Source organism: Pseudomonas sp. MWU13-2105, from assembly GCF_023242315.1.
Lineage (GTDB): Bacteria > Pseudomonadota > Gammaproteobacteria > Pseudomonadales > Pseudomonadaceae > Aquipseudomonas.
On the sequence record NZ_JALLIY010000020.1, the window covers coordinates 52427 to 73475 of the forward strand.

Consider the following 21049-nt stretch of genomic DNA (forward strand, 5'->3'; position numbering starts at 1 on the left):
GCAGCGTTCTACCGCCGAGCCTTGCTTGAGTGTATCAAACTGTAGGAGCAGGATTTACCGGAACGCCGGAACGCCGGAACGCCGGAACGCCGGAACGCCGCGAAGAGGCCCTTGAGACCGCTGAAAGCTGTGGGAGCAGGATTTATCCGCGAAGAGGCCCTTGAGGTCACCAAAAGCTTCGCGGGCAAGCACCGCTCCCGCATCTATGGTTACCCGCTCAGGTGCTGGGCAGGCCCTTTGCCATCAGGTGGGCTACCAGCCGGTTGTACAGGCGGCTCAGGTGCGGCAGGTTGCGGTGATGGCGTGCCGCCGCCGCGCAGGCATATCCCAGCAGGTAGCCGATTTCGGTGCGCCGTCCCTGGGCGACGTCCTGGTGCATGGAGGAGTAGTTCGCCGCCGTGGCCTGGATTACCCGCTGTACTTCACTGTGCAGGTCCTTGGCGGCGGCTGGCTGGCCGCAGCATTCGAGCAGTTCGGCCAGCTCGGCGCAGAGCGTGGCGACTTCACAATGGTGTTCCAGCAAGCCACCGTTGCGGCAGTCGTAGAGCACCGTCAGCGGATTGATGGCGCAGTTGAGCGCCAGCTTGCGCCAGAGTCGGGTGAGGATCTGGGTGTTCCATTCGTGGGGAATGCCGGCCAGCGTCAGGTCATCGAGCCAGTACGGTGGTTGCGGATGAGCGACGTCGCCCAGCCAGGTGAAACCGTGACCGGCGAACACCACCCGCCAGTCGCCGTCGCGAAAGGCACCTTCGGTGCTGGAGGCGAACAGGCAACGCGCGTGCGGCGCCCGGGCCGCGACAGCGTCCTGGCTGCCGAGGCCGTTTTGCAGCAGGATCAGATCGGCCCCGGCGGTGAGGCGCGCGGCGAGGCGGGCCACCGCGGCTTCGGCGTCGTAGGCCTTGCACGCGACCAGCAGACGCTCGATGGGCGTGTCGGCATCGAGAGTCTGGGCCGCAAGCGCGAAGCGTTGTTCGCGGCCCTGTTCGACCAGGACCAGGCCGCCCGCCGCTTCGTACGCCGCCAGCCGCGCGGCATCGCGCAGAATCAATGTGACCGGCAGGCCGGCCCTGGCCAACCGGGTGGCCCACAGGCTGCCCAGGCTACCGGCGCCCAGTACATGCCAGTGGGTACTCATCAGCTGCGCGCCGGCAGACGTTTGGCGCTGACCACGCCGCCGGCATAGGACTCGAGCAGCAGGCGCTCGGCCTCGTCGAACAGGGTTTGCGGGTCCAGCGGGAAGCACTTGCTGTCCAGGCCGATCAGGCTGATGCCGGCCTTGAGCTCGATGGGCCCGGCGTTGGTCATGAAAGTCTTGAGGTTCAGGCCTTCATGCAGGCGCTTGAAGCTGCTCGGGGCGCATTCCTGCAGGTCGGCCGGCAAGGTCATCAGGACGAAATGCCGTTCGTCCAGGCGCGCCAGCACATCCAGTGGCCGCACCAGTTGTTGCAGGCGGCGGGCGATGGCTTGCAGCAGTTCATCGTAGAGATCGTTGCCATATTGGCGTTGCAGCGACTCGGCCTGTTCGATCCCGATCAGCAGATAGCAGATCGCCCCGCCGCGGGCCTGGACCTGGCGCAGGCTGTCGTTGAGCTTCTGACGCAGGTAGCGGGCATTGCCCAGGCCGGTCAGGGAGTCCACCAGGTTGCGCTGTTCGAGGCTGGCGATGTTCTGGCGCAGCAGACGGTTTTCCTGGCGCAGACGCTGCAAGGTGTTGCACAGGCGGTCGGCGGCGAGCACCCGGGTCAGTAGATGACGCTCGACATCGACGGGGGCGAGGAGGTCATCGATATCGTTGTCCGAGGTCTCGTCCAGCAGGATCGCCGGCGATTGTTCGCTGATGAGGATCACGTAGGTGTAGTGATCGTTCATCTCGTCCCTTTGCCGGACCTTGGCGGCAAGCGCCAGACCCGCGCTTCCCGCGCAGATCAGCAGGCCGGCGGCCCGCTGGTCGAGTTGCTCCAGTGCCAGGATGCCGTCATTGGCCTGACGAATGTCCTGATAACCCGCGCGCTGGAGGCTGCTGCCCAGCGTGCTGCTGGCCAGGTTCTCATCACTCACCAGCAAAATGCTCAGATCCGGGTTCGGCATGGGTGACTCACAAGTGAATGAGTGGGAAGAACCGCTATAATGCTCGCGGATTTTAACCGTCAAACCGGGCGCGCTCCATCGGTATTGAGCCGCGCCGATTTTATTTTGGAGAAATACGATGCCGTCGTTCGACGTGGTATCCGAACTGGACAAGCACGAAGTCACCAACGCCGTCGAGAACGCCGTCAAGGAACTGGATCGTCGTTATGACCTCAAGGGCAAAGGCTCCTTCGAGTTCAAGGACAAGGAGCAGACCATCACCCTGACGGCCGAAGCCGAGTTCCAGCTCGAGGCGATGCTGGAGATCCTGCGCATGTCCCTGGTCAAGCGCAAGATCGACGTCAAGTGCCTGGAAATCAAGGATGCCTATGCGTCCGGCAAGCTGATGAAGCAGGAAGCGACCTTCAAGGAAGGTATCGACAAGGATACGGCGAAGAAAATCGTCGCGCATATCAAGGACGCCAAACTCAAGGTCCAGGCCGCCATCCAGGGCGAGCAGGTGCGGGTCACCGGCAAGAAGCGCGACGACCTGCAGGAGGCCATCGCCAACCTGCGGGCCAAGGAATTCGACGTACCCCTGCAATTCAACAATTTCCGCGACTGATCTAGTCTGTCAGGGAACCTCTGGGAGTTATCGGCGTCGGAGGGCCCAGCCACGGTGAAACGGTGCGCCGCATCGCGCGGCCATCATCGTTTCGCCGGGTCATCGCATGGTAACCGGAGAGAACAATGGATTTGAACGCGCAAGTGGATCAGTTGGTCAAGGCCTCCGAGGCCTGGATTCCGATGATCATGCAATACGGCAGCCGTGTGCTGCTGGCCATCGTCACCCTGTGCATCGGTTGGTGGTTGATCAACAACCTGACCCACCGCGTGGGCAAGTTGCTGGCGTTGCGCAATGCCGACCTGGCGCTGCAGGGGTTTATCAGCAGCCTGGCGAACATCATCCTCAAGGTGCTGCTGATCGTCAGCGTGGCCTCGATGATCGGTGTGGAGACCACCTCCTTCGTCGCGGCCATCGGTGCGGCGGGCCTGGCCATCGGCCTGGCGTTGCAGGGCAGCCTGGCGAATTTCGCCGGTGGGGTGTTGATCCTGTTGTTCCGGCCGTTTCGGATTGGCGACACGATCACCGCGCAAGGGGTGACCGGGACAGTCGACAGCATCCAGATTTTCCACACCATCCTGCGTACCGGCGACAACCAGACGGTGATCATGCCCAACGGTAACCTGTCGAACGGCATCATCACCAACGCCAACCGCCAGGCCACCCGCAAGGTGGTGTTCGATGTCGGCGTGGATTTCCAGGCGAATCTGCAGGAGGCCCGCGAGGTGCTGCTGGAGATGGCCAAGGATCCCCGGGTGTTGGCCGATCCGGCGCCGGCGGTGGTTGTCTCCGCTCTGGGGGCTCATTCGATCACGATGTCCTTGCGGGTGTGGGTCAATACCGCCGACTTCGGCGATGTCACCTTCCTGTTCAATGAGCAGGTGCGCGACCGTCTGAAAGCGAAGGGGATCGAGATTCCATTTCCGCAGCAGGTGGTGCGGATGTTTGCGCAAGAGTCGGCGAAGTAATCGGGGTCCTGGTGCCTGGCCGCTGGGCCGGGCATCAGGGGTTCAAGGGGCGGCAACGATGTTGTTTACCCTTTCGAAAGCACGCCGGTCCCTGTAGGAACCGGGCTTGCCAGCGATAGCGATGTTACATGCACCAGCGCTATCGCCGGCAAGCCGACTCCCACAGGTTTCGCGGCAGTTTCAAAATCACACTGACTCAACTGATTGGCGGTAGGGGCGAAAGCCCTTTTTTTGCGCCTGCAGTCAAGGAAAGTGATGCCTGGGCAACTATAACGCTTGCTATTTATTAGCTACCTATCAAGTTGCCCGGCTCAATAACCAGGGCAATAAAAAAGGCCCATCACCAGGATGGGCCTTTCTTCAAACGAGTGTCACATCATCAAGCAAGTAATCAGGTGATTACAGGATGGTGATTGGGTACGAAGTGATCAGGCGGAACTCGTTGATGTTGCCTTCAGCCTGGTCGGCGTTGCCGCGGTGCCAAGCTTGACGTGCACGGAAAGACAGATCTTTCAGAGGACCAGACTGGACAACGTACTTGGCTTCCAGGTTGGTTTCGAAGTGGTGACCGTCTTCGCCGTAACCATAGGCACGGTAAGGGCTGGTAGCATCCATCTTGGTACCGTCGATGCCATCACCGTGAACATAACGAGCCATGAAGCTCAGGCCTGGGACACCATATTCAGCCATTTTCAGGTCGTAGCGCGCCTGCCAGGACTTCTCGCCAGGACCGTTGAAGTCGGAGTACTGAATCGAGTTCGCCAGGAAGATCGAGTCGCCGCCACGGTTGTTGTCACCCACACCGATGTAGTCGAATGGTGTGTCGCCGTTGATCTTCTGGAATGCCAGAGTAACGGTGTGTGCCTTCAGGAACGAATAGGCCGCTGCGATCGAGAAAGCGTTGTTGTCGATCTTGCCTGCCTTCGCCGCACCGGTGTCGGTGGTGCGATAGAAGTTGAAGTCGAAGTTCAGGGACTGATCGCTCGCCAACGGAAGGGTGTAGTTCGTGTTGGCGTAGTACTGGTTCCAGGTATCTTGGAACTTGGCGCCGTAGAGGGATACGGTCAGGTTCTCATTGATACCGTATTTACCGCCCAGGTAATCAGCGCTTTCGACCTTGGTGTTAGCGTATTGGGTCCAGAGATCACCTTGCAGAGTGGTTTTATCCTGGCTGCTACCGGCGTAGAAGTGACCTGCTTCCAGATCGAGGTCTTTGATCTCGCTGCTTTGCAGTTGGAAGCCACGAGCGGTCTGTTGGAACAGACGGCTGCCGCCCACGGCGAATACAGGTGCGGTGCTTGGGCTGAAGTCACCGAACTTCAGCTCGGTTTTGGAAACACGAACTGCAACGTCGGCACCGGCTTTGCCGAAGCTGTTGTTGACGTCGCCGTTTTTCGAGGTGCTCATGTTGCCAGTGCCCGACATGGTGTTAGCACCGTCCAGCTTGTAGCCCGCATCGCCAAAGCCTTCAACCTTTACCCCAACAGTACCTTGGGTGTAGCCGGAGCTGAATGTGCCCAGGAAGCCTTGGGTCCAGTCTCTCTGGTCATGACTCTGCGGAGCCAGCTTGTGTCGGTTGAAATAGTAGTTCTTCAGAACAACGCCAGCCGAAGCACCTTCAACGAAACCCTTGGCATCAGCCTGAGAGGTTACGAACGGGTCGGCCATAGCCACTTGCGAACCTGCTGCGGTAACAGCCAGGGCGATCATGCTCCACTTCATCACGCGCATCGTGATTTGCTCCTTTGGTTTAGGAAGAGTACTGCCGTCCCACCTGTATTTTTGTCTGGGCGGCTCTTTCTTTTTTGTGTCGGCGCAAACTTATATCACGCTGACAAACTTGGCGATACTTGCACACCTATCCTTGCGGCTTCTTTACGACCCTGTCGCAAAAAGCTAGCTCCATGTCGCAAATTCACAGCCCTTATACAGCGGCTGTACAACTTCAGCGCTATTTTCAGAGGCATGAGCATAGAAACAAATCGTCTATGTTCAAGCCCTGAACTCTCCATGGGCGCACTGTGCTGCGTTGTTACGATGTCGCAGGGGCTTCAGCGTCCGGGCCGACCCTCTGTCGCGACTATTCACTCACCGATGCAACAAGCATGCACAAAGTGAAAAATTCGTGGGAAAAAATTTACCCGGCGCCGTCACCTCCGCTGAAACCCTTATGAAACCTGGGGTGCTTGGCGTTGGTGTCGGCACTTGACGTACTGCTTTTCCTTGTGCTGCTAATCCGTTGAAAATCCATGGAAAGCGAAAAACGTTACCGGTCCACACTCCGACTGGGTAGTCGACGGATAAAGCGTGCACTGATAGTAGTCGTAGTGTGCGGTTTTGGTGCAAAAAGCTGATCGACAGTCTCGGGGCGGGCATCGGCACTGGCAAGGCGTCTTCTCTTATCCCTTGGGCCAGCTGTCGCCGTCGATGATGTAGGTCAAGGATTTCAGAAAAAGGTGACATTTTTGTGGCTGCATGGGTTTTTTATTGTCGATGTGTAATTTTGTGGTCTTTGTATTGATGGAAAGGTGGCGCTTGTTCCATTCTGGCGCGTCACGCGCTCCATATTCGCGCATTTGCGGTCGGCGCTCGCGCGGCCCGTGAACCGGCAGCCGATCACGGGTATCCTGATGGCCTGGCGCCGGGCTTTTGCCGGGCGCAAACCTACCCGTCACGCAGGAGTATTTACGGTGTTCGTTCTCGATTCGCGCCTTCAACAAGACACCTTGCCGATGGGCGACCTGCCGTTGTGCCGCGTGCTGCTGTCCAATGATGCCAGCTATCCCTGGTTCATCCTGGTGCCACGGCGTGCGGATATCAGTGAAGTGTTCCAGCTGGCGGTGGCCGATCAGCAGCTGTTGTGGGCTGAAACCACGGAGCTGGCGCAGTTGCTCCAGCAGGCCTTCAGGGCGGACAAGATGAATGTCGCCGCCTTGGGCAATGTAGTCAGTCAGTTGCACATGCATGTGATCGTCCGGCGGCGCGATGATGCGGCCTGGCCAGCACCGGTCTGGGGCAAACACCCGGCCAGGCCTTATACCGATGAGGAAGTGGCGGTGATTCGTGAGCGGTTGCGCGTGGCGTTCCAGCATGACCCACGTTTTGTGCAGGCGGGCGTATGAAGCTTGAAGATCGCGTGACCGAGCTGGAAAGTCGCCAGGCGTTTCAGGATGACACCATTCAGGCGCTCAATGATGTGCTGGTGGAGCAGCAGCGGGTGGTCGAGCGCCTGCAGCTGCAGATGGCCGCGTTGCTCAAGCGCCATGAGGAAATGATGGGGCAGTTCGATTCCTTCGAGGAAGAAGCACCGCCGCCGCATTATTAAAGACAATTTGCAGGCATAAAAAAACGCGAGGCAGCCAGGCTGGCTCGCGTTTTTTGTGGCCAATCAGCGACGCGGCAGGGCTGCGATCACGTCTTCGGCTTGCAGGCCCTTGTCGCGGTTCATCACCGAGAACTCCACGCGCTGGCCTTCGACCAGGACGCGGTGACCTTCGCCACGGATGGCGCGGAAGTGCACGAAAATATCATCGCCGGAATCCCGCGAGATAAAGCCGAAACCCTTGGAGGTGTTGAACCACTTCACGGTGCCGGTATCGCGATTGCTCATGTCGTAGCTGTGGGAAGCCGCCGCCGGGGAAGATTTCTTGTAGAAACTCACCGCCAGGTGCAGCAATACGGCAAGCACGGCGGCCAGCAGGCTTGGAAGCACGGCGGGTTGGCCGCCGATCAGGGTCAGGGGGGCGAGCAGGGTGAGGATTTGCAGTGCCACGGCGACGATCAGCAGGATGCTGACCAGGATCTGCAGTTGATGCCGTGGGCCCTTGTTCCAGTAAGGAATGACTGGCGCGAGGGTCAGGTTGAGCAAGCCGAAGAATGCCAGGTACAGCGCATCGGGTTGTTGCAGGTAAGGCAGGGCTTCGGATCGCAGGCTGGGGATAAAGGACAGCAGCAGGGCAACAGCGCCCGTTAGCAGGTGGACGATTTTCAACATTTTGATTGACTCACTCAAGACGGATCACAAGGAAGAGCGGGTGGCACACGGTTCGCTTCTGGAAAAAAGGTGAGGCGTTGGGCACGTGTGGGCATCCGCCTATGCGCCACTGTCAGAGATTCGACAGCCGCGACACAGTCTCTATTTAACAGCAAAGCCCATGCCTTCTCAAACTTCGACGCCGGGCCGCTGTCGGAGAACTTGCGGCGGGGCAGGGCCGGCGCCGACACAGCCCGCGGGCCAGACGCCTGCCGGCGGTAGTCGTGGCGGATCAGCCGTGGTCGCCGCGGCGCTGCGAGCCGTAGGCGCTTGCTGGAGTCGTCCTGTACTGGCGCAGACGTTGTCTCTTGCTGTGCGCCGTCTGACGCTGAACCTGCGGCCTTCGCAATGGTGAGGTCTTCGCGAGGGCCGGCCCCGGGCTTTTCGTTGTTCTTCCTTATTAATGGACTCTTCCTACGGAGGCTGTAGTGCAGTCTGCTGGATAGGGTTTTTTACTTAATGTTTTATGTCAGGAGGTTTGCCAGGAGCGCCTTTATTCAAAGGTGTACAGCGACGGAGTGCGATGAAAATGGTTCAGTGGGTAGGGCATGAGGTGGGGAGTTCCGGTTGTTTACGCAAGACCCGGGTGGATCCCCTGTTACTGGATTTCGATATTGGGTTGGCGAAGCCAGTTTCGCGCTCGGTGCGTTTGAATGGTTTTGCCACCTGCTTGCGTCTGGAGGAGGTTTACTGGAAGGTATTGGCCGATATTGCCAATACCCATGAATGTACGGTCAATGCCTTGCTGTCCAATGTGGACATGGAGGTTCACCTGCGTTATGGCGGTGTGAAAAATTTCAGTGGCTTGATTCGCGTGGTTTGTGTCGTTCATCTGTTGACGTTGGGCGGTTTGTCCCGGGCCCTCTAGGCTTGCCCGGACGTCTCGGCGGATCGGCGGGACGGCATGGCCTGGGGCGCCGACCGGTCCACGGCTGCAAAGGCTCGATTTAACGGATATAATCCCGCTCTTTGCTGCATGGCCCGTCCCGGGCTCGGGCAGCAGTGATGCCGTTATCTGATTGCCGAGACGCCCCATGCCCATGTACGACTACCAATGTGCTTCCTGCGATCATCAGTTGGAAGCCATTCAAAAGATCAGTGATGCACCGCTGGTCGACTGCCCGGCCTGCCAGGCCCCGCAATTGAAGAAAATGCTCTCCATGCCAGGCTTCCGCCTCAGCGGCACCGGCTGGTACGAGACGGATTTCAAGACCGGTAGCAAGAAAAACCTGGCCGGTGGCGATAAAGCCGACTGAAATAAGCGACACGAGCGGGCGCTTGTCGCGTTGCAAAGACAAGACCTCCACCGAATTCGAATGACTAGAAGCGAACCACGACCATGATGCGCAGCCATTATTGCGGCCAACTGAACGAGAGCCTGGAAGGCCAGGAAGTCACCCTTTGCGGATGGGTCCACCGTCGTCGCGACCATGGCGGGGTGATTTTCCTCGATATCCGTGACCGCGAAGGTCTGGCCCAGGTAGTCTTCGACCCGGATCGCGCCGACACCTTCGCCGCCGCCGATCGCGTGCGCAGCGAGTACGTTGTCAAGATCACCGGCAAGGTCCGCCTGCGTCCGGCCGGTGCCGGCAACGCCAACATGGCGTCCGGCGCCATCGAAGTGCTGGGCTATGAGCTGGAAGTGCTGAACGAAGCAGAAACCCCGCCGTTCCCGCTCAACGAATACTCCGACGTCGGCGAAGAAACCCGCCTGCGCTATCGCTTTATCGACCTGCGTCGTCCGGAAATGCTCGAGAAGCTGCGCCTGCGTTCGCGCATGACCGCCAGCATCCGTCGTTACCTGGACGAAAACGGCTTCCTCGACGTCGAGACGCCGATCCTGACCCGTGCGACCCCCGAAGGCGCCCGTGACTACCTGGTGCCGAGCCGCACCCACGCCGGCAGCTTCTTCGCCTTGCCGCAATCGCCGCAGCTGTTCAAGCAATTGCTGATGGTGGCCGGCTTCGACCGTTACTACCAGATCGCCAAGTGTTTCCGCGACGAAGACCTGCGGGCCGACCGCCAGCCGGAATTCACCCAGATCGACATCGAGACCAGCTTCCTCGATGAAAAAGACATCATGGGCCTGACCGAAGGCATGATCCGCAACCTGTTCAAGGAAGTGCTGGGTCTGGAATTCGGCGAGTTCCCGCACATGACCTGGGACGAGGCCATGCGTCGTTACGGTTCCGACAAGCCGGACCTGCGTATCCCGCTGGAACTGGTGGACGTTGCCGACCAGCTCAAGGACGTTGAATTCAAGGTGTTCAGCGGCCCGGCCAACGACCCGAAATGCCGCGTGGCCGCCTTGCGCGTCCCGGGCGCGGGGAGCATGCCGCGCAGCAAGATCGACGAGTACACCAAGTTCGTCGGCATCTACGGGGCCAAGGGCCTGGCCTATATCAAGGTCAACGAACGCGCCAAGGGTGTCGAAGGCCTGCAGTCGCCGATCGTCAAGAACATCCCCGAGGCCAATCTCAACGTGATCCTCGATCGCGTCGGCGCGGTCGATGGCGACATCGTGTTCTTTGGTGCCGACAAGGCCAAGATCGTCAGCGAGGCCCTGGGCGCGCTGCGGATCAAGGTCGGTCATGACCTCGAGTTGCTGACCTGCGAGTGGGCGCCGATGTGGGTCGTCGACTTCCCGATGTTCGAAGAAAACGAAGACAGCAGCTTCACAGCCCTGCACCACCCGTTCACCGCGCCGAAGTGCTCGCCGCAAGAGCTGGAGGCCAACCCGGCCACCGCCCTGTCCCGCGCCTACGACATGGTCCTGAACGGTACCGAGCTGGGTGGCGGTTCGATCCGTATCCACCGCAAGGAAATGCAACAGGCGGTGTTCCGTCTGCTGGGGATCAGCGAAGCGGAACAGGAAGAGAAGTTCGGCTTCCTGCTCGATGCGCTGAAATACGGTGCTCCGCCCCACGGCGGCCTGGCCTTCGGCCTCGATCGCCTGGTGATGCTGATGACCGGCGCCCAGTCGATCCGCGAAGTGATCGCGTTCCCGAAAACCCAGAGCGCGGCCTGTGTCATGACCCAGGCGCCAGGGCTGGTGGACGCCAAGGCACTGCGCGAGCTGCATATCCGCCTGCGCGAAACCCCCAAGGCAGAGTAAGCCGGACCCGAGGGCGCATCCATTGGATGCGCCTTTTTTCAAGGTCGAGACTTTTTATTGCCGGCCGCTGCCACGGGGCAGGGCGGGCAACGTTTCAAAGAGCACAAAGAGAATTCGGAGCGAGTTATGGCAGGTCATTCCAAGTGGGCGAACATCAAGCACCGCAAAGAACGTCAGGATGCCAAGAAGGGCAAGATCTTCACCAAGTGGATTCGTGAGCTGACCGTTGCCGCTCGTCAGGGCGGTGGCGATCCGGGCTCCAACCCACGTCTGCGCCTGGCGTTGGACAAGGCCCTCGGCGCGAACATGAGCCGCGATATCATCGATCGCGCGGTGGCCCGCGGTGCCGGTGCGGCCGACACCGACGATATGGTCGAGCTCAGCTACGAAGGCTACGGCCCCGGCGGCGTGGCGGTGATGGTCGAATGCATGACCGACAACCGCAACCGTACCGCGGCGGCGGTGCGCCACGCGTTCAGCAAATGCGGCGGCAACCTCGGCACCGACGGTTCCGTGGCCTACCTGTTCGAACGCAAGGGGCAGTTGTCCTTCGCCCCGGGTATCGATGAAGACGCGCTGATGGAAGCGGCGATGGATGCCGACGCCGATGACGTGGTGAGCCACGAAGACGGTTCCATGGACGTGTTCACCTCGTTTGCCGGCTTCTATACGGTGCGTAATGCCCTGGATGCGGCGGGATTCAAGGCGGCGGACGCGGAAATCGTCATGTTGCCGACCACCAGCGCCGAACTCGATCTGGAGGGCGCGGAAAAGGTCCTCAAGCTGATCGATATGCTCGAGGACCTGGACGACGTGCAGAACGTCTACTCCAATGCCGATATTCCCGAATCGGTGGCCGAACAGCTCGGCTGACCCAAACGCAGGCGCTATGACTTTAATTCTTGGTATCGACCCCGGTTCGCGCATCACCGGTTATGGTGTGGTGCGCGATACCGGGCGTGGCTGCGTGTATGTCGCCTCGGGTTGTATCCGCACCGGCAGTGGCGAACTGCATGAGCGTTTGCAGATCGTCTACCGCAGTGTCCGCGAGGTGATCCAGACCTATGGCCCGGTGACCATGGGCATCGAAAAGGTGTTCATGGCAAAGAACGCCGACTCGGCGCTCAAGCTCGGCCAGGCGCGGGGCGCGGCCATCGTCGCCGGAGCCGAGGAAAACCTCGAGATCGCCGAGTACACCGCGACCCAGGTCAAGCAGGCTGTGGCCGGCACGGGCGGCGCCAACAAGGAGCAGGTGATGATGATGGTCATGCACTTGCTCAAGCTCACCACCAAGCCGCAGATCGATGCCTCGGATGCCCTGGCGATCGCCCTGTGCCATGCCCATACCCGCTCCAGTCTCTTGCCCCATGGCTTGGGCGCTGCACGTAGCCGTGGCGGTCGCCTGCGTCTCTGATAGCATCATCGCCTCAAACAATTTTGCTTGCCGATAGCGTCACGCCGGATAAGGTAGTGCGTTATCGTTCCGAGTCGTCAGCCAACGGTCTGGCCAGAAATAAGGATCTGATACGTGATTGGACGTTTGCGCGGCACCCTGGCAGAAAAGCAGCCGCCGCACCTCATCCTTGATGTGAATGGCCTCGGCTATGAGCTGGAAGTGCCGATGACCACGCTTTACCGCCTGCCGTCGGTCGGCGAGCCGCTGACCCTGCACACGCATTTGGTCGTGCGCGAGGATGCGCAGTTACTCTATGGCTTCGTCGGCAAGCGCGAGCGCGACTTTTTCCGCGAGTTGATCCGCCTCAATGGCGTCGGGCCGAAGCTGGCCCTGGCGCTGATGTCGAGCCTGGAGGTCGATGAGCTGGTGCGTTGCGTGCAGGCCCAGGACACCTCGGCGCTGGTGCGGGTACCCGGTGTCGGCAAGAAGACCGCCGAGCGCCTGCTGGTCGAACTCAAGGACCGTTTCAAGGCCTGGGAGACCGTGCCGAGCATGTTTGCCCTGGTGCCCAATCAGCCGGACGGCGCGCCCGCGCAGCCGCTGGCCAGCGCTGAAAGCGATGCGGTCAGTGCGCTGATTTCCCTGGGCTACAAGCCCCAGGAAGCGAGCAAGGCGGTGTCGGCGATCAAAGACAAAGGCCTGAGCAGCGAAGACATGATTCGTCGCGCCCTGAAGGGAATGATCTAAGTGATTGAAGCCGATCGTTTGATAACCGCTTCCGGCGGGCGTGACCGCGAGGAAGTCCAGGATCGCGCGATCCGGCCGTTGAGCCTGGCCGAGTATATCGGCCAGCCGACGGTCAAGGAGCAGATGGAGCTGTTTATCCAGGCGGCGCGCGGGCGCGGCGAGTCCCTTGATCACACCCTGATCTTCGGCCCGCCGGGCCTGGGCAAGACCACCCTGGCCAATATCATTGCCCAGGAAATGGGTGTGTCGATCAAGAGCACCTCGGGGCCGGTGCTGGAGCGGGCCGGAGACTTGGCGGCGCTGCTGACCAATCTCGAGCCCCACGATGTGCTCTTTATCGATGAAATCCACCGCTTGTCGCCCGTGGTCGAAGAAGTCCTGTACCCGGCGATGGAGGACTTCCAGCTCGATATCATGATCGGCGAAGGGCCGGCGGCACGCTCGATCAAGCTCGACCTGCCGCCTTTCACCCTGGTCGGCGCCACTACCCGCGCGGGTATGTTGACCAACCCGTTGCGTGACCGCTTCGGTATCGTCCAGCGTCTTGAGTTCTACAGCACCGCGGACCTGGCGACCATCGTCACCCGTTCGGCGGGGATTCTTGGCCTGCCGCTGGACCCTGAAGGCGCGTTCGAGATCGCCCGCCGGGCCCGGGGCACGCCGCGGATCGCCAACCGGCTGTTGCGTCGGGTGCGTGATTTCGCCGAAGTCCGGGCCAAGGGCCATATCACCAAGGCCGTGGCGGACCTGGCGCTGAACCTGCTGGATGTCGACGAACACGGTTTCGATCACCAGGACCGGCGCCTGCTGTTGACCATGATCGAGAAGTTCGACGGTGGCCCGGTGGGCGTGGACAGCCTGGCGGCGGCGATCAGCGAGGAGCGACACACCATCGAGGACGTGCTCGAACCTTATCTGATCCAGCAGGGCTACATCATGCGCACCCCGCGGGGACGGGTGGTGACCCGGCACGCCTATTTGCACTTTGGTTTGAATATTCCGTCACGCTTGGGTGAAATGCCCGTGGTAGACGAGTTTCTCGATGCACTGGACGAGTAAAAGCAGGATTGGGGCTGATTTATTCGCGGTTTGCGTTGTCCGAAGGGCACGTGTCACGAATCTTCATGCAAAAAGTCGTCGAAGGATGAAAAACAGTTGCCTGGCCGGATTGGCAACCTGAGGAGTAAGCACTAGAGTATGCGCGCGCAAAACGGGGTTCAGTCGTTCGCACATCGCTGTCGCGTTTATTACGAGGACACCGATGCCGGCGGCATCGTGTATTACGTCAATTACCTTAAGTTCATGGAGCGGGCTCGAACCGAGCGGCTACGGGAATTGGGCTTTGCCCAATCGTCGCTGGCAGGGGAGAACCTGTTGTTCGTCGTGCATTCCAGCGAAGCGCGTTACCACGTGCCGGCGCGGTTGGACGACGAACTCCTGGTCAGCGCCGAGGTGATTGAGCTGAACCGTGCGAGCCTGCGCTTCAAGCAGCAGGTCCGGCGGGCTGATGATGAAACGCTGCTCTGTGAAGGGCGGTTCCTGGTGGCCTGTGTGCGCGCCGATAGTTTAAAACCCCGGGCCATTCCAGAAGCCTTGCGTTCGGCCTTTGCCGACACAAGCGGCGCGGGTACTCACTTAGAGCAGGAGATAAAGCGTGGAAGCTAACGTCGTCGACCATTCCTCCATGTGGAGCTTGGTCAGCAATGCCAGCATCGTGGTGCAATTGGTCATGCTGATCCTGGTGGCCGCCTCGGTCACCTCGTGGATCATGATTTTTCAGCGCAGCAACCTGCTGCGCGCCGGTCGCCGCGCCCTGGAGAGCTTCGAAGAGCGCTTCTGGTCGGGCATCGACCTGTCCAAGCTCTACCGTCAGGCCGGCAGCAACCCGGATCCGGACTCGGGCGTGGAGCAGATCTTCCGTGCCGGCTTCAAGGAGTTCTCCCGCCTGCGCCAGCAACCGGGCGTCGACCCGGAAGCGGTCATGGAGGGTGTATCCCGTGCCATGCGCGTGGCCATCTCCCGCGAAGAAGAAAAGCTCGAGCAGAGCCTGCCGTTCCTCGCGACGGTGGGTTCGGTCAGCCCGTATATCGGCCTGTTCGGTACCGTCTGGGGGATCATGAACTCCTTCCGTGGCCTGGCCACTGCCCAGCAGGCGACCCTGGCCACCGTGGCCCCGGGGATTTCCGAAGCACTGGTGGCCACCGCCATCGGCCTGTTCGCGGCAATTCCGGCGGTTATCGCCTACAACCGCTTCGCGGCCCGTGGCGAGACCCTGATCAGTCGTTACTACACCTTCGCCGATGAGTTCCAGGCGATCCTGCACCGTAAAGTGCACACCAGCGAAGAGTGAGCAGGTAAATCCCCATGGCCCGAGTTCGCCACAAACGCAAGCCGGTCGCCGAGATGAACGTGGTGCCCTACATCGACGTGATGTTGGTGCTGCTGGTTATCTTCATGGTGACCGCGCCGATGCTCAATCAGGGCGTGAAGGTTGATCTGCCCAAGGTTTCCAGCGAAGCCTTGCCGCAGGACAACAACACCCAGGTCCTGACCATTTCGATCAAGGCTGACAAGACCTACTACTGGAACCTTGGCAGCGAAGTCGACACCGAAAAGCAGCAGGACAGGGCCATGACCCTGCCGCAGATGACCGACGCGGTGACCAAGATCATTCGTGCCGGTACCGACAGCGGCAAGCGTACCCAGGTGTTCATTCGCGGTGACAAGACCGTCGACTATGGCTCCGTCATGGGTGCCATGGGCGGTCTGCAGAAGGCCGGCGTCGGTAATGTTGGCTTGATTACCGAGGCCCCCTGATGCACCAACAGCGAGAGCCGTCCGCTTCGGAAAGCTACTTCTGGCCCAGCGTCTGGGCGATTGGCCTGCATCTCCTGATCTTTGGCATGCTGTTCGTCAGCTTTGCCATGACCCCGGAGCTGCCGGAGGCCAAGCCGATTGTCCAGGCGACCCTGTATCAGCTGAAATCGAAAAGTCAGGCGACCACCCAGACCAATCAGAAGATTGCGGGTGAGGCGAAGAAATCCGCCGCGCGCCAGACCGAAGTCGAACAGATGGAGCAGAAGAAGGTCGAGCAGGAAGCGATAAAGGCTGCGGAACAAAAGAAAGAGGAAGCGGCTCAAAAGGCCGACGAAGCGAAAAAGTCCGAGGAAGCCAAGAAAGCGGACGAGGCGAAGAAGGCTGATGAGGCCAAGAAAGCCGACGACGCGAAGAAGGCTGCCGAAGCGAAAAAGGAATTGGCCGATATAGCCAAGAAGAAAGCCGACGACGAAGCCAAGAAGGCCGCTGAAGAAGAGGCCAAGAAGGCCGCTGAAGAAGCGAAGAAGAAAATCGTCGAGGACGCCAAGAAGAAAGCCGCCGAAGACGCGAAGAAGAAATCCGAAGCTGACGAGGCGAAGAAGAAAATCGCCGAGGATGCGAAGAAGAAAGCCGCTGCCGATGCTGCGAAGAAGAAATCGCAGGATGCGGCGCGTAAAGCTGCCGAAGATAAAAAGGCCCAGGCCCTGGCAGACTTGCTTTCCGATACGCCGCAACGCCAACAAGCCCTGGCCGATGAGCAGGGTGATGAAACGGCGGGCAGTTTCGATGATCTGATTCGTTCCCGGGCAGCGGAAGGTTGGGCGCGTCCCCCTTCGGCGCGTAAAGGCATGACGGTGGTGCTGCAAATCGGCATGTTGCCGGACGGTACCGTGACCACGGTTTCGGTGGCCAAGTCCAGTGGCGACGGCCCGTTTGACGCCTCGGCGGTAGCGGCGGTCAAGAATATTGGTCGTTTGACGGAAATGCAGGGAATGAAACCGAGCGACTTTGCGCCCTATCGTTCCTTCAAGATGACATTCACACCTGAGGATCTAGCCTTGTGAGAAACCTTCTTCGAACAATGCTTGTCGTGATCTGCTGCCTGGCAGGGATGGCGATGGCGGATGAAAAGAACATTCTGGTCACCAGCGGCAGCGATCGGGCCACGCCCATCGCGGTCGTTCCGTTCGGCTGGCAGGGCGGTAGCGTCCTGCCGGACGACATGGCCCAGATCATCGGCGACGACCTGCGTAACTCCGGTTACTACTCGCCGATTCCGAAACAGAACATGATCAGCCTGCCGACCCAGGCCAGCGAAGTCATCTACCGTGACTGGAAGGCCCTGGGCGCCCAGTACATCATGGTCGGCAGCATCGTTCCTTCGGGTGGTCGCCTGCAGGTGCAGTACGCGCTGTTCAACGTTTCCACCGAGCAGCAGGTGCTGACCGGCAGCGTCTCGGGCACGGTCGATCAGTTGCGCGACATGTCGCACTACATCTCCGACCAGTCGTTTGAAAAACTCACCGGCATCAAGGGCGCGTTCTCCACACGCATGCTCTATGTCACGGCTGAGCGTTTCTCGGTGAACAACACCCGTTACACCCTGCAACGTTCGGACTATGACGGCGCCCGCGCGGTGACCCTGCTGCAATCGCGCGAGCCGATCCTGTCGCCGCGTTTCGCCCCGGATGGCAAGCGTATCGCCTATGTGTCGTTCGAGCAGAAGCGTCCGCGCATCTTCGTCCAGCATATCGACACCGGTCGCCGTGAGCAGATCACCAACTTCGAAGGCCTCAACGGTGCGCCGGCCTGGTCGCCGGACGGTAGCCGCCTGGCGTTCGTGCTGTCCAAGGACGGTAACCCGGATATCTACGTGATGAACATGGCCTCGCGCCAGATGAATCGCGTCACCAGCGGTCCGGGCATCAACACCGAACCGTTCTGGGGCAAGGATGGCTCGACCCTCTATTTCACTTCCGATCGCGGCGGCAAGCCACAGATCTACAAGACCAACGTCAATGGCGGCGGTGCGGAGCGCGTGACCTTCATCGGTAACTACAACGCCAACCCGAAACTGTCGGCGGATGAGAAGACCCTGGTGATGATTCACCGCCAGGACGGCTTCACCAATTTCCGTGTGGCGGCTCAGGATTTGCAACGTGGGACAGTAAAAATACTGACAGACACCAACCTTGATGAGTCAGCCACTGTCGCACCCAACGGCACCATGGTAATCTACGCCACCGCCCAGCAGGGCCGGGGAGTCTTGATGCTCGTGTCCATCAATGGACGCGTAAGGCTCCCGCTTCCTACCGCTCAAGGCGAAGTCAGAGAACCTTCCTGGTCCCCTTACCTGAACTGACGCGGCGCTACAAAGATTTTGCTTAACACACTGGGGTTCATTAGGAGTTTTACGATGGAAATGCTGAAGTTTGGTAAATTTGCTGCGCTGGCTCTGGCCATGGCTGTAGCTGTAGGTTGCTCGTCCAAAGGCGGCGACAATGCCGGTCAAGGCGCTGTAGACCCAAACGCTGGTTACGGCGCTAACACTGGTGCAGTCGACGGCTCCCTGAGCGAAGAAGCTGCTCTGCGCGCTATCACCACTTTCTACTTCGAATACGACAGCTCGGACCTGAAGCCAGAAGCCATGCGCTCCCTGGACGTTCACGCCAAGGACCTGAAAGCTAACGGCGCCAAAGTCGTTCTGGAAGGTAACACCGACGAACGTGGTACTCGCGAGTACAACATGGCACTGGGCGAGCGTCGTGCGAAAGCCGTTCAACGCTACCTGGTACTGCAAGGTGTTGCCCCAGGTCAGCTGGAGCTGGTTTCCTACGGTAAAGAGCGTCCAGTTGCTACTGGCCACGACGAGCAGTCCTGGGCTCAAAACCGTCGCGTCGAACTGCGTAAGTAATTCGTCATGCGAACGTGCCGTCGTGCTGTAACTGTTCTGGCTCTCAGCTTCATGCCGCTTGCGGCGTGGGCTGCGGTTCCTGTGGTCGATGACAACTCCGGTAACGGTGGGAGTTATCCGCCCGCGGGTTACGGTACGAACGGCGCCTATGCCGGGGGAGGGGTTTCGACCCCTGTCTCGGCACAGGGCGAGCTGTTCAATCAATTGCAACGCATGCAGGAGCAACTCGCGCAGCAACAAGGCGTGATCGAAGTTCTGCAAAACGATATTGCGCGCATGAAGCAGGAAAACCTGGAGCGATACCAGGATCTTGATCGGCGCATAGGCAGTGGCGGCGCTCCGGCGGCTGCGGCTCCTGATAATTCTTCGACCGGTGGCAATGTCAATGCCGCCGCCGGTGCTGCACCCGCTGCCCAGACCCCCGCGGCCAGCAGCGAGCCGGGTGATCCGGCCAAGGAAAAGCTCTACTACGATGCCGCCTTCGACCTGATCAAGGCCAAGGACTTCGACAAGGCCAGCCAGGCGTTCAGCGCTTTCCTGCGCAAGTACCCGAATAGCCAGTACGCCGGCAACGCGCAGTACTGGTTGGGCGAAGTGAACCTGGCCAAGGGTGACCTGCAAGGTGCCGGCCAGGCGTTTGCCAAGGTCAGCCAGCTGTATCCCAAGCATGCCAAGGTGCCGGACTCTCTGTACAAGCTGGCGGATGTCGAGCGTCGCCTGGGCCATACCGACAAGGTCAAGGGCATTCTGCAGCAGGTGGTTTCCCAATATCCGGGCACTTCCGCCGCGCAGTTGGCGCAGCGCGATCTGCAGCGTATGTGACGGCCAATGGCCCGTTTGAAGAAACCCGCGCTTGCCGCGGGTTTTTTCGTTAGAATTCACCCCCATTTTTATGAAACACGCTGTCCTGGACTATGCGATTGCAGGTTCATGGCGGTGCCTGACTGAGGCGGACGGCCTGTTTAGCTGTTACGCCCGTGGCGACTATGCAAGACACATTGAGAATTACCGAAGTTTTTTACTCGTTGCAGGGTGAAACGCGGACGGCTGGGCTGCCCACCGTTTTTGTCCGCCTGACCGGCTGCCCGCTGCGCTGCCAGTACTGCGACAGTGCCTATGCCTTCAGCGGCGGGACCCTCATGACCCTGGAAAGCCTGCTGGAGCAGGTGGCTGGTTACCGTCCGCGTTATGTCTGCGTGACCGGCGGCGAACCGCTGGCCCAGCCCAATGCTATTCCCTTGCTCAAGCAGCTCTGTGACGCCGGTTACAGCGTGTCCCTGGAAACCAGCGGGGCGCTGGATATCTCGGCGGTCGACACCCGGGTCAGTCGCGTGCTCGACCTGAAGACGCCGGGCTCGAAGGAATCGCACCGCAACCGCTACGAAAATATCCAGCTGCTGACGCCCAACGACCAGGTCAAGTTTGTGATCTGTTCGCGGGAGGACTATGACTGGGCGGTGTCCAAGCTGATCCAGTACGGTCTGGAAAAGCGTGCCGGCGAAGTGCTGTTCTCGCCGAGTCACCACGATCTGCCGGCCCGTGAGCTGGCCGACTGGATCGTCGCGGACAACCTGCCGGTGCGCCTGCAGCTGCAGTTGCATAAATATCTATGGAATGACGAGCCGGGGCGCTGATATGACCAGCCAAGCAAGTACTGACAAGAAAGCGGTAATCCTTCTCTCCGGTGGCCTGGACTCGGCCACTGTGGTGGCCATGGCGCGCGCCCAGGGCTATAGCTGCTACACCATGAGCTTCGACTACGGCCAGCGTCACCGTGCCGAGTTGCAGGCGGCCGAGCGGGTCGCACGTGATCTCGGGGTTATCGAGCACAAGGTGATCGGCCTGAACCTCAATGGCATCGGTGGCTCGGCTCTGACCGACAGCCGCATTGACGTGCCCGAAGCGCCGAGTGAAGGGATCCCGGTGACCTACGTGCCGGCCCGCAACACCGTGTTCCTGTCGCTGGCCCTGGGCTGGGCTGAAGTGCTCGGTGCCCGGGATATCTTTATCGGGGTCAACGCGGTGGACTATTCCGGTTATCCGGATTGCCGTCCCGAGTTCATCGAGGCCTTTGAAACCCTGGCTAACCTCGCGACCAAGGCCGGCGTCGAGGGCAATGGTTTCCGGATCCAGGCCCCGCTGCAGAACCTCAGCAAGGGCGATATCGTCCAGGCCGGAATCAAGCTCGGGGTCGACTATTCGCTGACCGTGTCCTGCTATCAAGCGGATGCTAACGGCTTTGCATGTGGGAAATGTGACAGCTGCCGGCTACGTGCTGAAGGCTTCGCAGCAGCCGGAATCAGTGATCCGACACGTTATTTTTGATTTTTTTCATTTAAGGTGTTGAATTCCCGTTATAAATCAGTA

The 21049-nt window shown here is 60.1% G+C and carries 25 protein-coding genes; 20 read left to right on the top strand and 5 right to left on the bottom strand.

The annotated features are described in order from the left end of the window. Window positions 1-217: 217 nt before the first annotated feature. Window positions 218-1135, bottom strand: coding sequence for a putative 2-dehydropantoate 2-reductase (locus M5B96_RS25925; RefSeq protein ID WP_248799835.1), 918 nt, complete (start codon window positions 1133-1135; stop codon window positions 218-220). Further along, complete coding sequence (locus tag M5B96_RS25930; RefSeq protein ID WP_248799836.1) at window positions 1135-2088, bottom strand: diguanylate cyclase domain-containing protein; 954 nt, start codon at window positions 2086-2088, stop codon at window positions 1135-1137. The genes M5B96_RS25925 and M5B96_RS25930 overlap by 1 nt, the downstream gene beginning before the upstream one ends. Window positions 2089-2206: 118 nt before the next feature. Here M5B96_RS25930 and M5B96_RS25935 point away from each other — a divergent pair, with 118 nt between their 5' ends. Both M5B96_RS25935 and M5B96_RS25940 read left to right on the top strand, forming a co-directional pair. Next, window positions 2207-2692: a YajQ family cyclic di-GMP-binding protein gene (locus tag M5B96_RS25935; protein WP_103496674.1), complete on the top strand. Its 486-nt coding sequence runs from the start codon at window positions 2207-2209 to the stop codon at window positions 2690-2692. A 125-nt stretch (window positions 2693-2817) separates the two neighbouring features. Next, window positions 2818-3660 carry a mechanosensitive ion channel family protein gene (locus M5B96_RS25940; protein WP_248799837.1) on the top strand — a complete coding sequence of 281 codons (843 nt, stop codon included), beginning with the start codon at window positions 2818-2820 and terminating at the stop codon, window positions 3658-3660. Between the two features lie 399 nt (window positions 3661-4059). On the opposite strand, the gene M5B96_RS25945 is transcribed toward M5B96_RS25940, so the two are convergent. Together M5B96_RS25945 and M5B96_RS25950 are read right to left on the bottom strand one after the other, a co-directional pair. Continuing rightward, window positions 4060-5391 carry an OprD family porin gene (locus M5B96_RS25945; RefSeq protein ID WP_248799838.1) on the bottom strand — a complete coding sequence of 444 codons (1332 nt, stop codon included), beginning with the start codon at window positions 5389-5391 and terminating at the stop codon, window positions 4060-4062. Window positions 5392-6059: 668 nt separating this feature from the next. Beyond that, window positions 6060-6377 carry a hypothetical protein gene (locus M5B96_RS25950; protein ID WP_248799839.1) on the bottom strand — a complete coding sequence of 106 codons (318 nt, stop codon included), beginning with the start codon at window positions 6375-6377 and terminating at the stop codon, window positions 6060-6062. Here M5B96_RS25950 and M5B96_RS25955 point away from each other — a divergent pair. Beyond that, window positions 6351-6782: an HIT domain-containing protein gene (locus M5B96_RS25955; protein ID WP_248799840.1), complete on the top strand. Its 432-nt coding sequence runs from the start codon at window positions 6351-6353 to the stop codon at window positions 6780-6782. The genes M5B96_RS25950 and M5B96_RS25955 overlap by 27 nt on opposite strands. Then, window positions 6779-6985 (top strand): SlyX family protein, encoded by a 207-nt coding sequence (locus M5B96_RS25960; protein WP_248799841.1) that lies wholly within the window; start codon window positions 6779-6781, stop codon window positions 6983-6985. Before M5B96_RS25955 ends, M5B96_RS25960 begins: the two co-directional genes overlap by 4 nt. A gap of 63 nt (window positions 6986-7048) precedes the next feature. On the opposite strand, the gene M5B96_RS32610 is transcribed toward M5B96_RS25960, so the two are convergent. After that, on the bottom strand, window positions 7049-7654 hold the full coding sequence (locus M5B96_RS32610; RefSeq protein WP_318654859.1) for a cold-shock protein: 606 nt from the start codon (window positions 7652-7654) through the stop codon (window positions 7049-7051). 568 nt (window positions 7655-8222) lie between these two features. Between M5B96_RS32610 and M5B96_RS25970 the strand changes: the two genes are divergently transcribed. From M5B96_RS25970 to queC, 16 genes are all read left to right on the top strand, one after another. Next, the gene (locus M5B96_RS25970; protein WP_100939203.1) at window positions 8223-8561 is read left to right on the top strand and encodes a ribbon-helix-helix domain-containing protein; all 339 of its coding nucleotides are present in this window, start codon (window positions 8223-8225) and stop codon (window positions 8559-8561) included. 166 nt (window positions 8562-8727) lie between these two features. Next, on the top strand, window positions 8728-8949 hold the full coding sequence (locus M5B96_RS25975) for an FmdB family zinc ribbon protein (protein WP_248799842.1): 222 nt from the start codon (window positions 8728-8730) through the stop codon (window positions 8947-8949). A gap of 83 nt (window positions 8950-9032) precedes the next feature. Further along, a complete protein-coding gene (gene aspS / locus M5B96_RS25980) occupies window positions 9033-10808 on the top strand; it encodes an aspartate--tRNA ligase (RefSeq protein ID WP_248799843.1) in 1776 nt (591 codons plus the stop codon). 126 nt (window positions 10809-10934) lie between these two features. Next, entirely contained in the window at window positions 10935-11681 is a 747-nt protein-coding gene (locus M5B96_RS25985; RefSeq protein ID WP_248799844.1) for a YebC/PmpR family DNA-binding transcriptional regulator, read from the top strand. 16 nt (window positions 11682-11697) lie between these two features. Beyond that, complete coding sequence (ruvC, locus tag M5B96_RS25990) at window positions 11698-12222, top strand: crossover junction endodeoxyribonuclease RuvC (protein WP_100938827.1); 525 nt, start codon at window positions 11698-11700, stop codon at window positions 12220-12222. A gap of 114 nt (window positions 12223-12336) precedes the next feature. Continuing rightward, window positions 12337-12951 (top strand): Holliday junction branch migration protein RuvA, encoded by a 615-nt coding sequence (gene ruvA / locus M5B96_RS25995; protein WP_248799845.1) that lies wholly within the window; start codon window positions 12337-12339, stop codon window positions 12949-12951. Next, entirely contained in the window at window positions 12952-14010 is a 1059-nt protein-coding gene (gene ruvB, locus M5B96_RS26000; protein ID WP_100938829.1) for a Holliday junction branch migration DNA helicase RuvB, read from the top strand. A 138-nt stretch (window positions 14011-14148) separates the two neighbouring features. Beyond that, window positions 14149-14616, top strand: a complete 468-nt coding sequence (ybgC, locus tag M5B96_RS26005) for a tol-pal system-associated acyl-CoA thioesterase (RefSeq protein ID WP_248799846.1) — start codon at window positions 14149-14151, stop codon at window positions 14614-14616. Further along, entirely contained in the window at window positions 14606-15301 is a 696-nt protein-coding gene (gene tolQ / locus M5B96_RS26010; RefSeq protein WP_103033137.1) for a protein TolQ, read from the top strand. Before ybgC ends, tolQ begins: the two co-directional genes overlap by 11 nt. 14 nt (window positions 15302-15315) lie before the next feature. Continuing rightward, window positions 15316-15768: a protein TolR gene (gene tolR / locus M5B96_RS26015; RefSeq protein ID WP_248799847.1), complete on the top strand. Its 453-nt coding sequence runs from the start codon at window positions 15316-15318 to the stop codon at window positions 15766-15768. Further along, entirely contained in the window at window positions 15768-16832 is a 1065-nt protein-coding gene (tolA, locus tag M5B96_RS26020) for a cell envelope integrity protein TolA (RefSeq protein ID WP_248799848.1), read from the top strand. Before tolR ends, tolA begins: the two co-directional genes overlap by 1 nt. A 47-nt stretch (window positions 16833-16879) precedes the next feature. Next, window positions 16880-18130 carry a Tol-Pal system beta propeller repeat protein TolB gene (gene tolB / locus M5B96_RS26025; protein WP_412548654.1) on the top strand — a complete coding sequence of 417 codons (1251 nt, stop codon included), beginning with the start codon at window positions 16880-16882 and terminating at the stop codon, window positions 18128-18130. A gap of 54 nt (window positions 18131-18184) precedes the next feature. After that, window positions 18185-18682, top strand: a complete 498-nt coding sequence (gene pal, locus M5B96_RS26030; RefSeq protein WP_248799849.1) for a peptidoglycan-associated lipoprotein Pal — start codon at window positions 18185-18187, stop codon at window positions 18680-18682. A 6-nt stretch (window positions 18683-18688) separates the two neighbouring features. Beyond that, window positions 18689-19504, top strand: coding sequence for a tol-pal system protein YbgF (gene ybgF / locus M5B96_RS26035; protein WP_248799850.1), 816 nt, complete (start codon window positions 18689-18691; stop codon window positions 19502-19504). Between the two features lie 164 nt (window positions 19505-19668). After that, complete coding sequence (gene queE, locus M5B96_RS26040) at window positions 19669-20316, top strand: 7-carboxy-7-deazaguanine synthase QueE (protein WP_248799851.1); 648 nt, start codon at window positions 19669-19671, stop codon at window positions 20314-20316. A 1-nt stretch (window position 20317) separates the two neighbouring features. Then, the gene (gene queC / locus M5B96_RS26045; protein ID WP_248799852.1) at window positions 20318-21007 is read left to right on the top strand and encodes a 7-cyano-7-deazaguanine synthase QueC; all 690 of its coding nucleotides are present in this window, start codon (window positions 20318-20320) and stop codon (window positions 21005-21007) included. Window positions 21008-21049 lie beyond the last annotated feature (42 nt).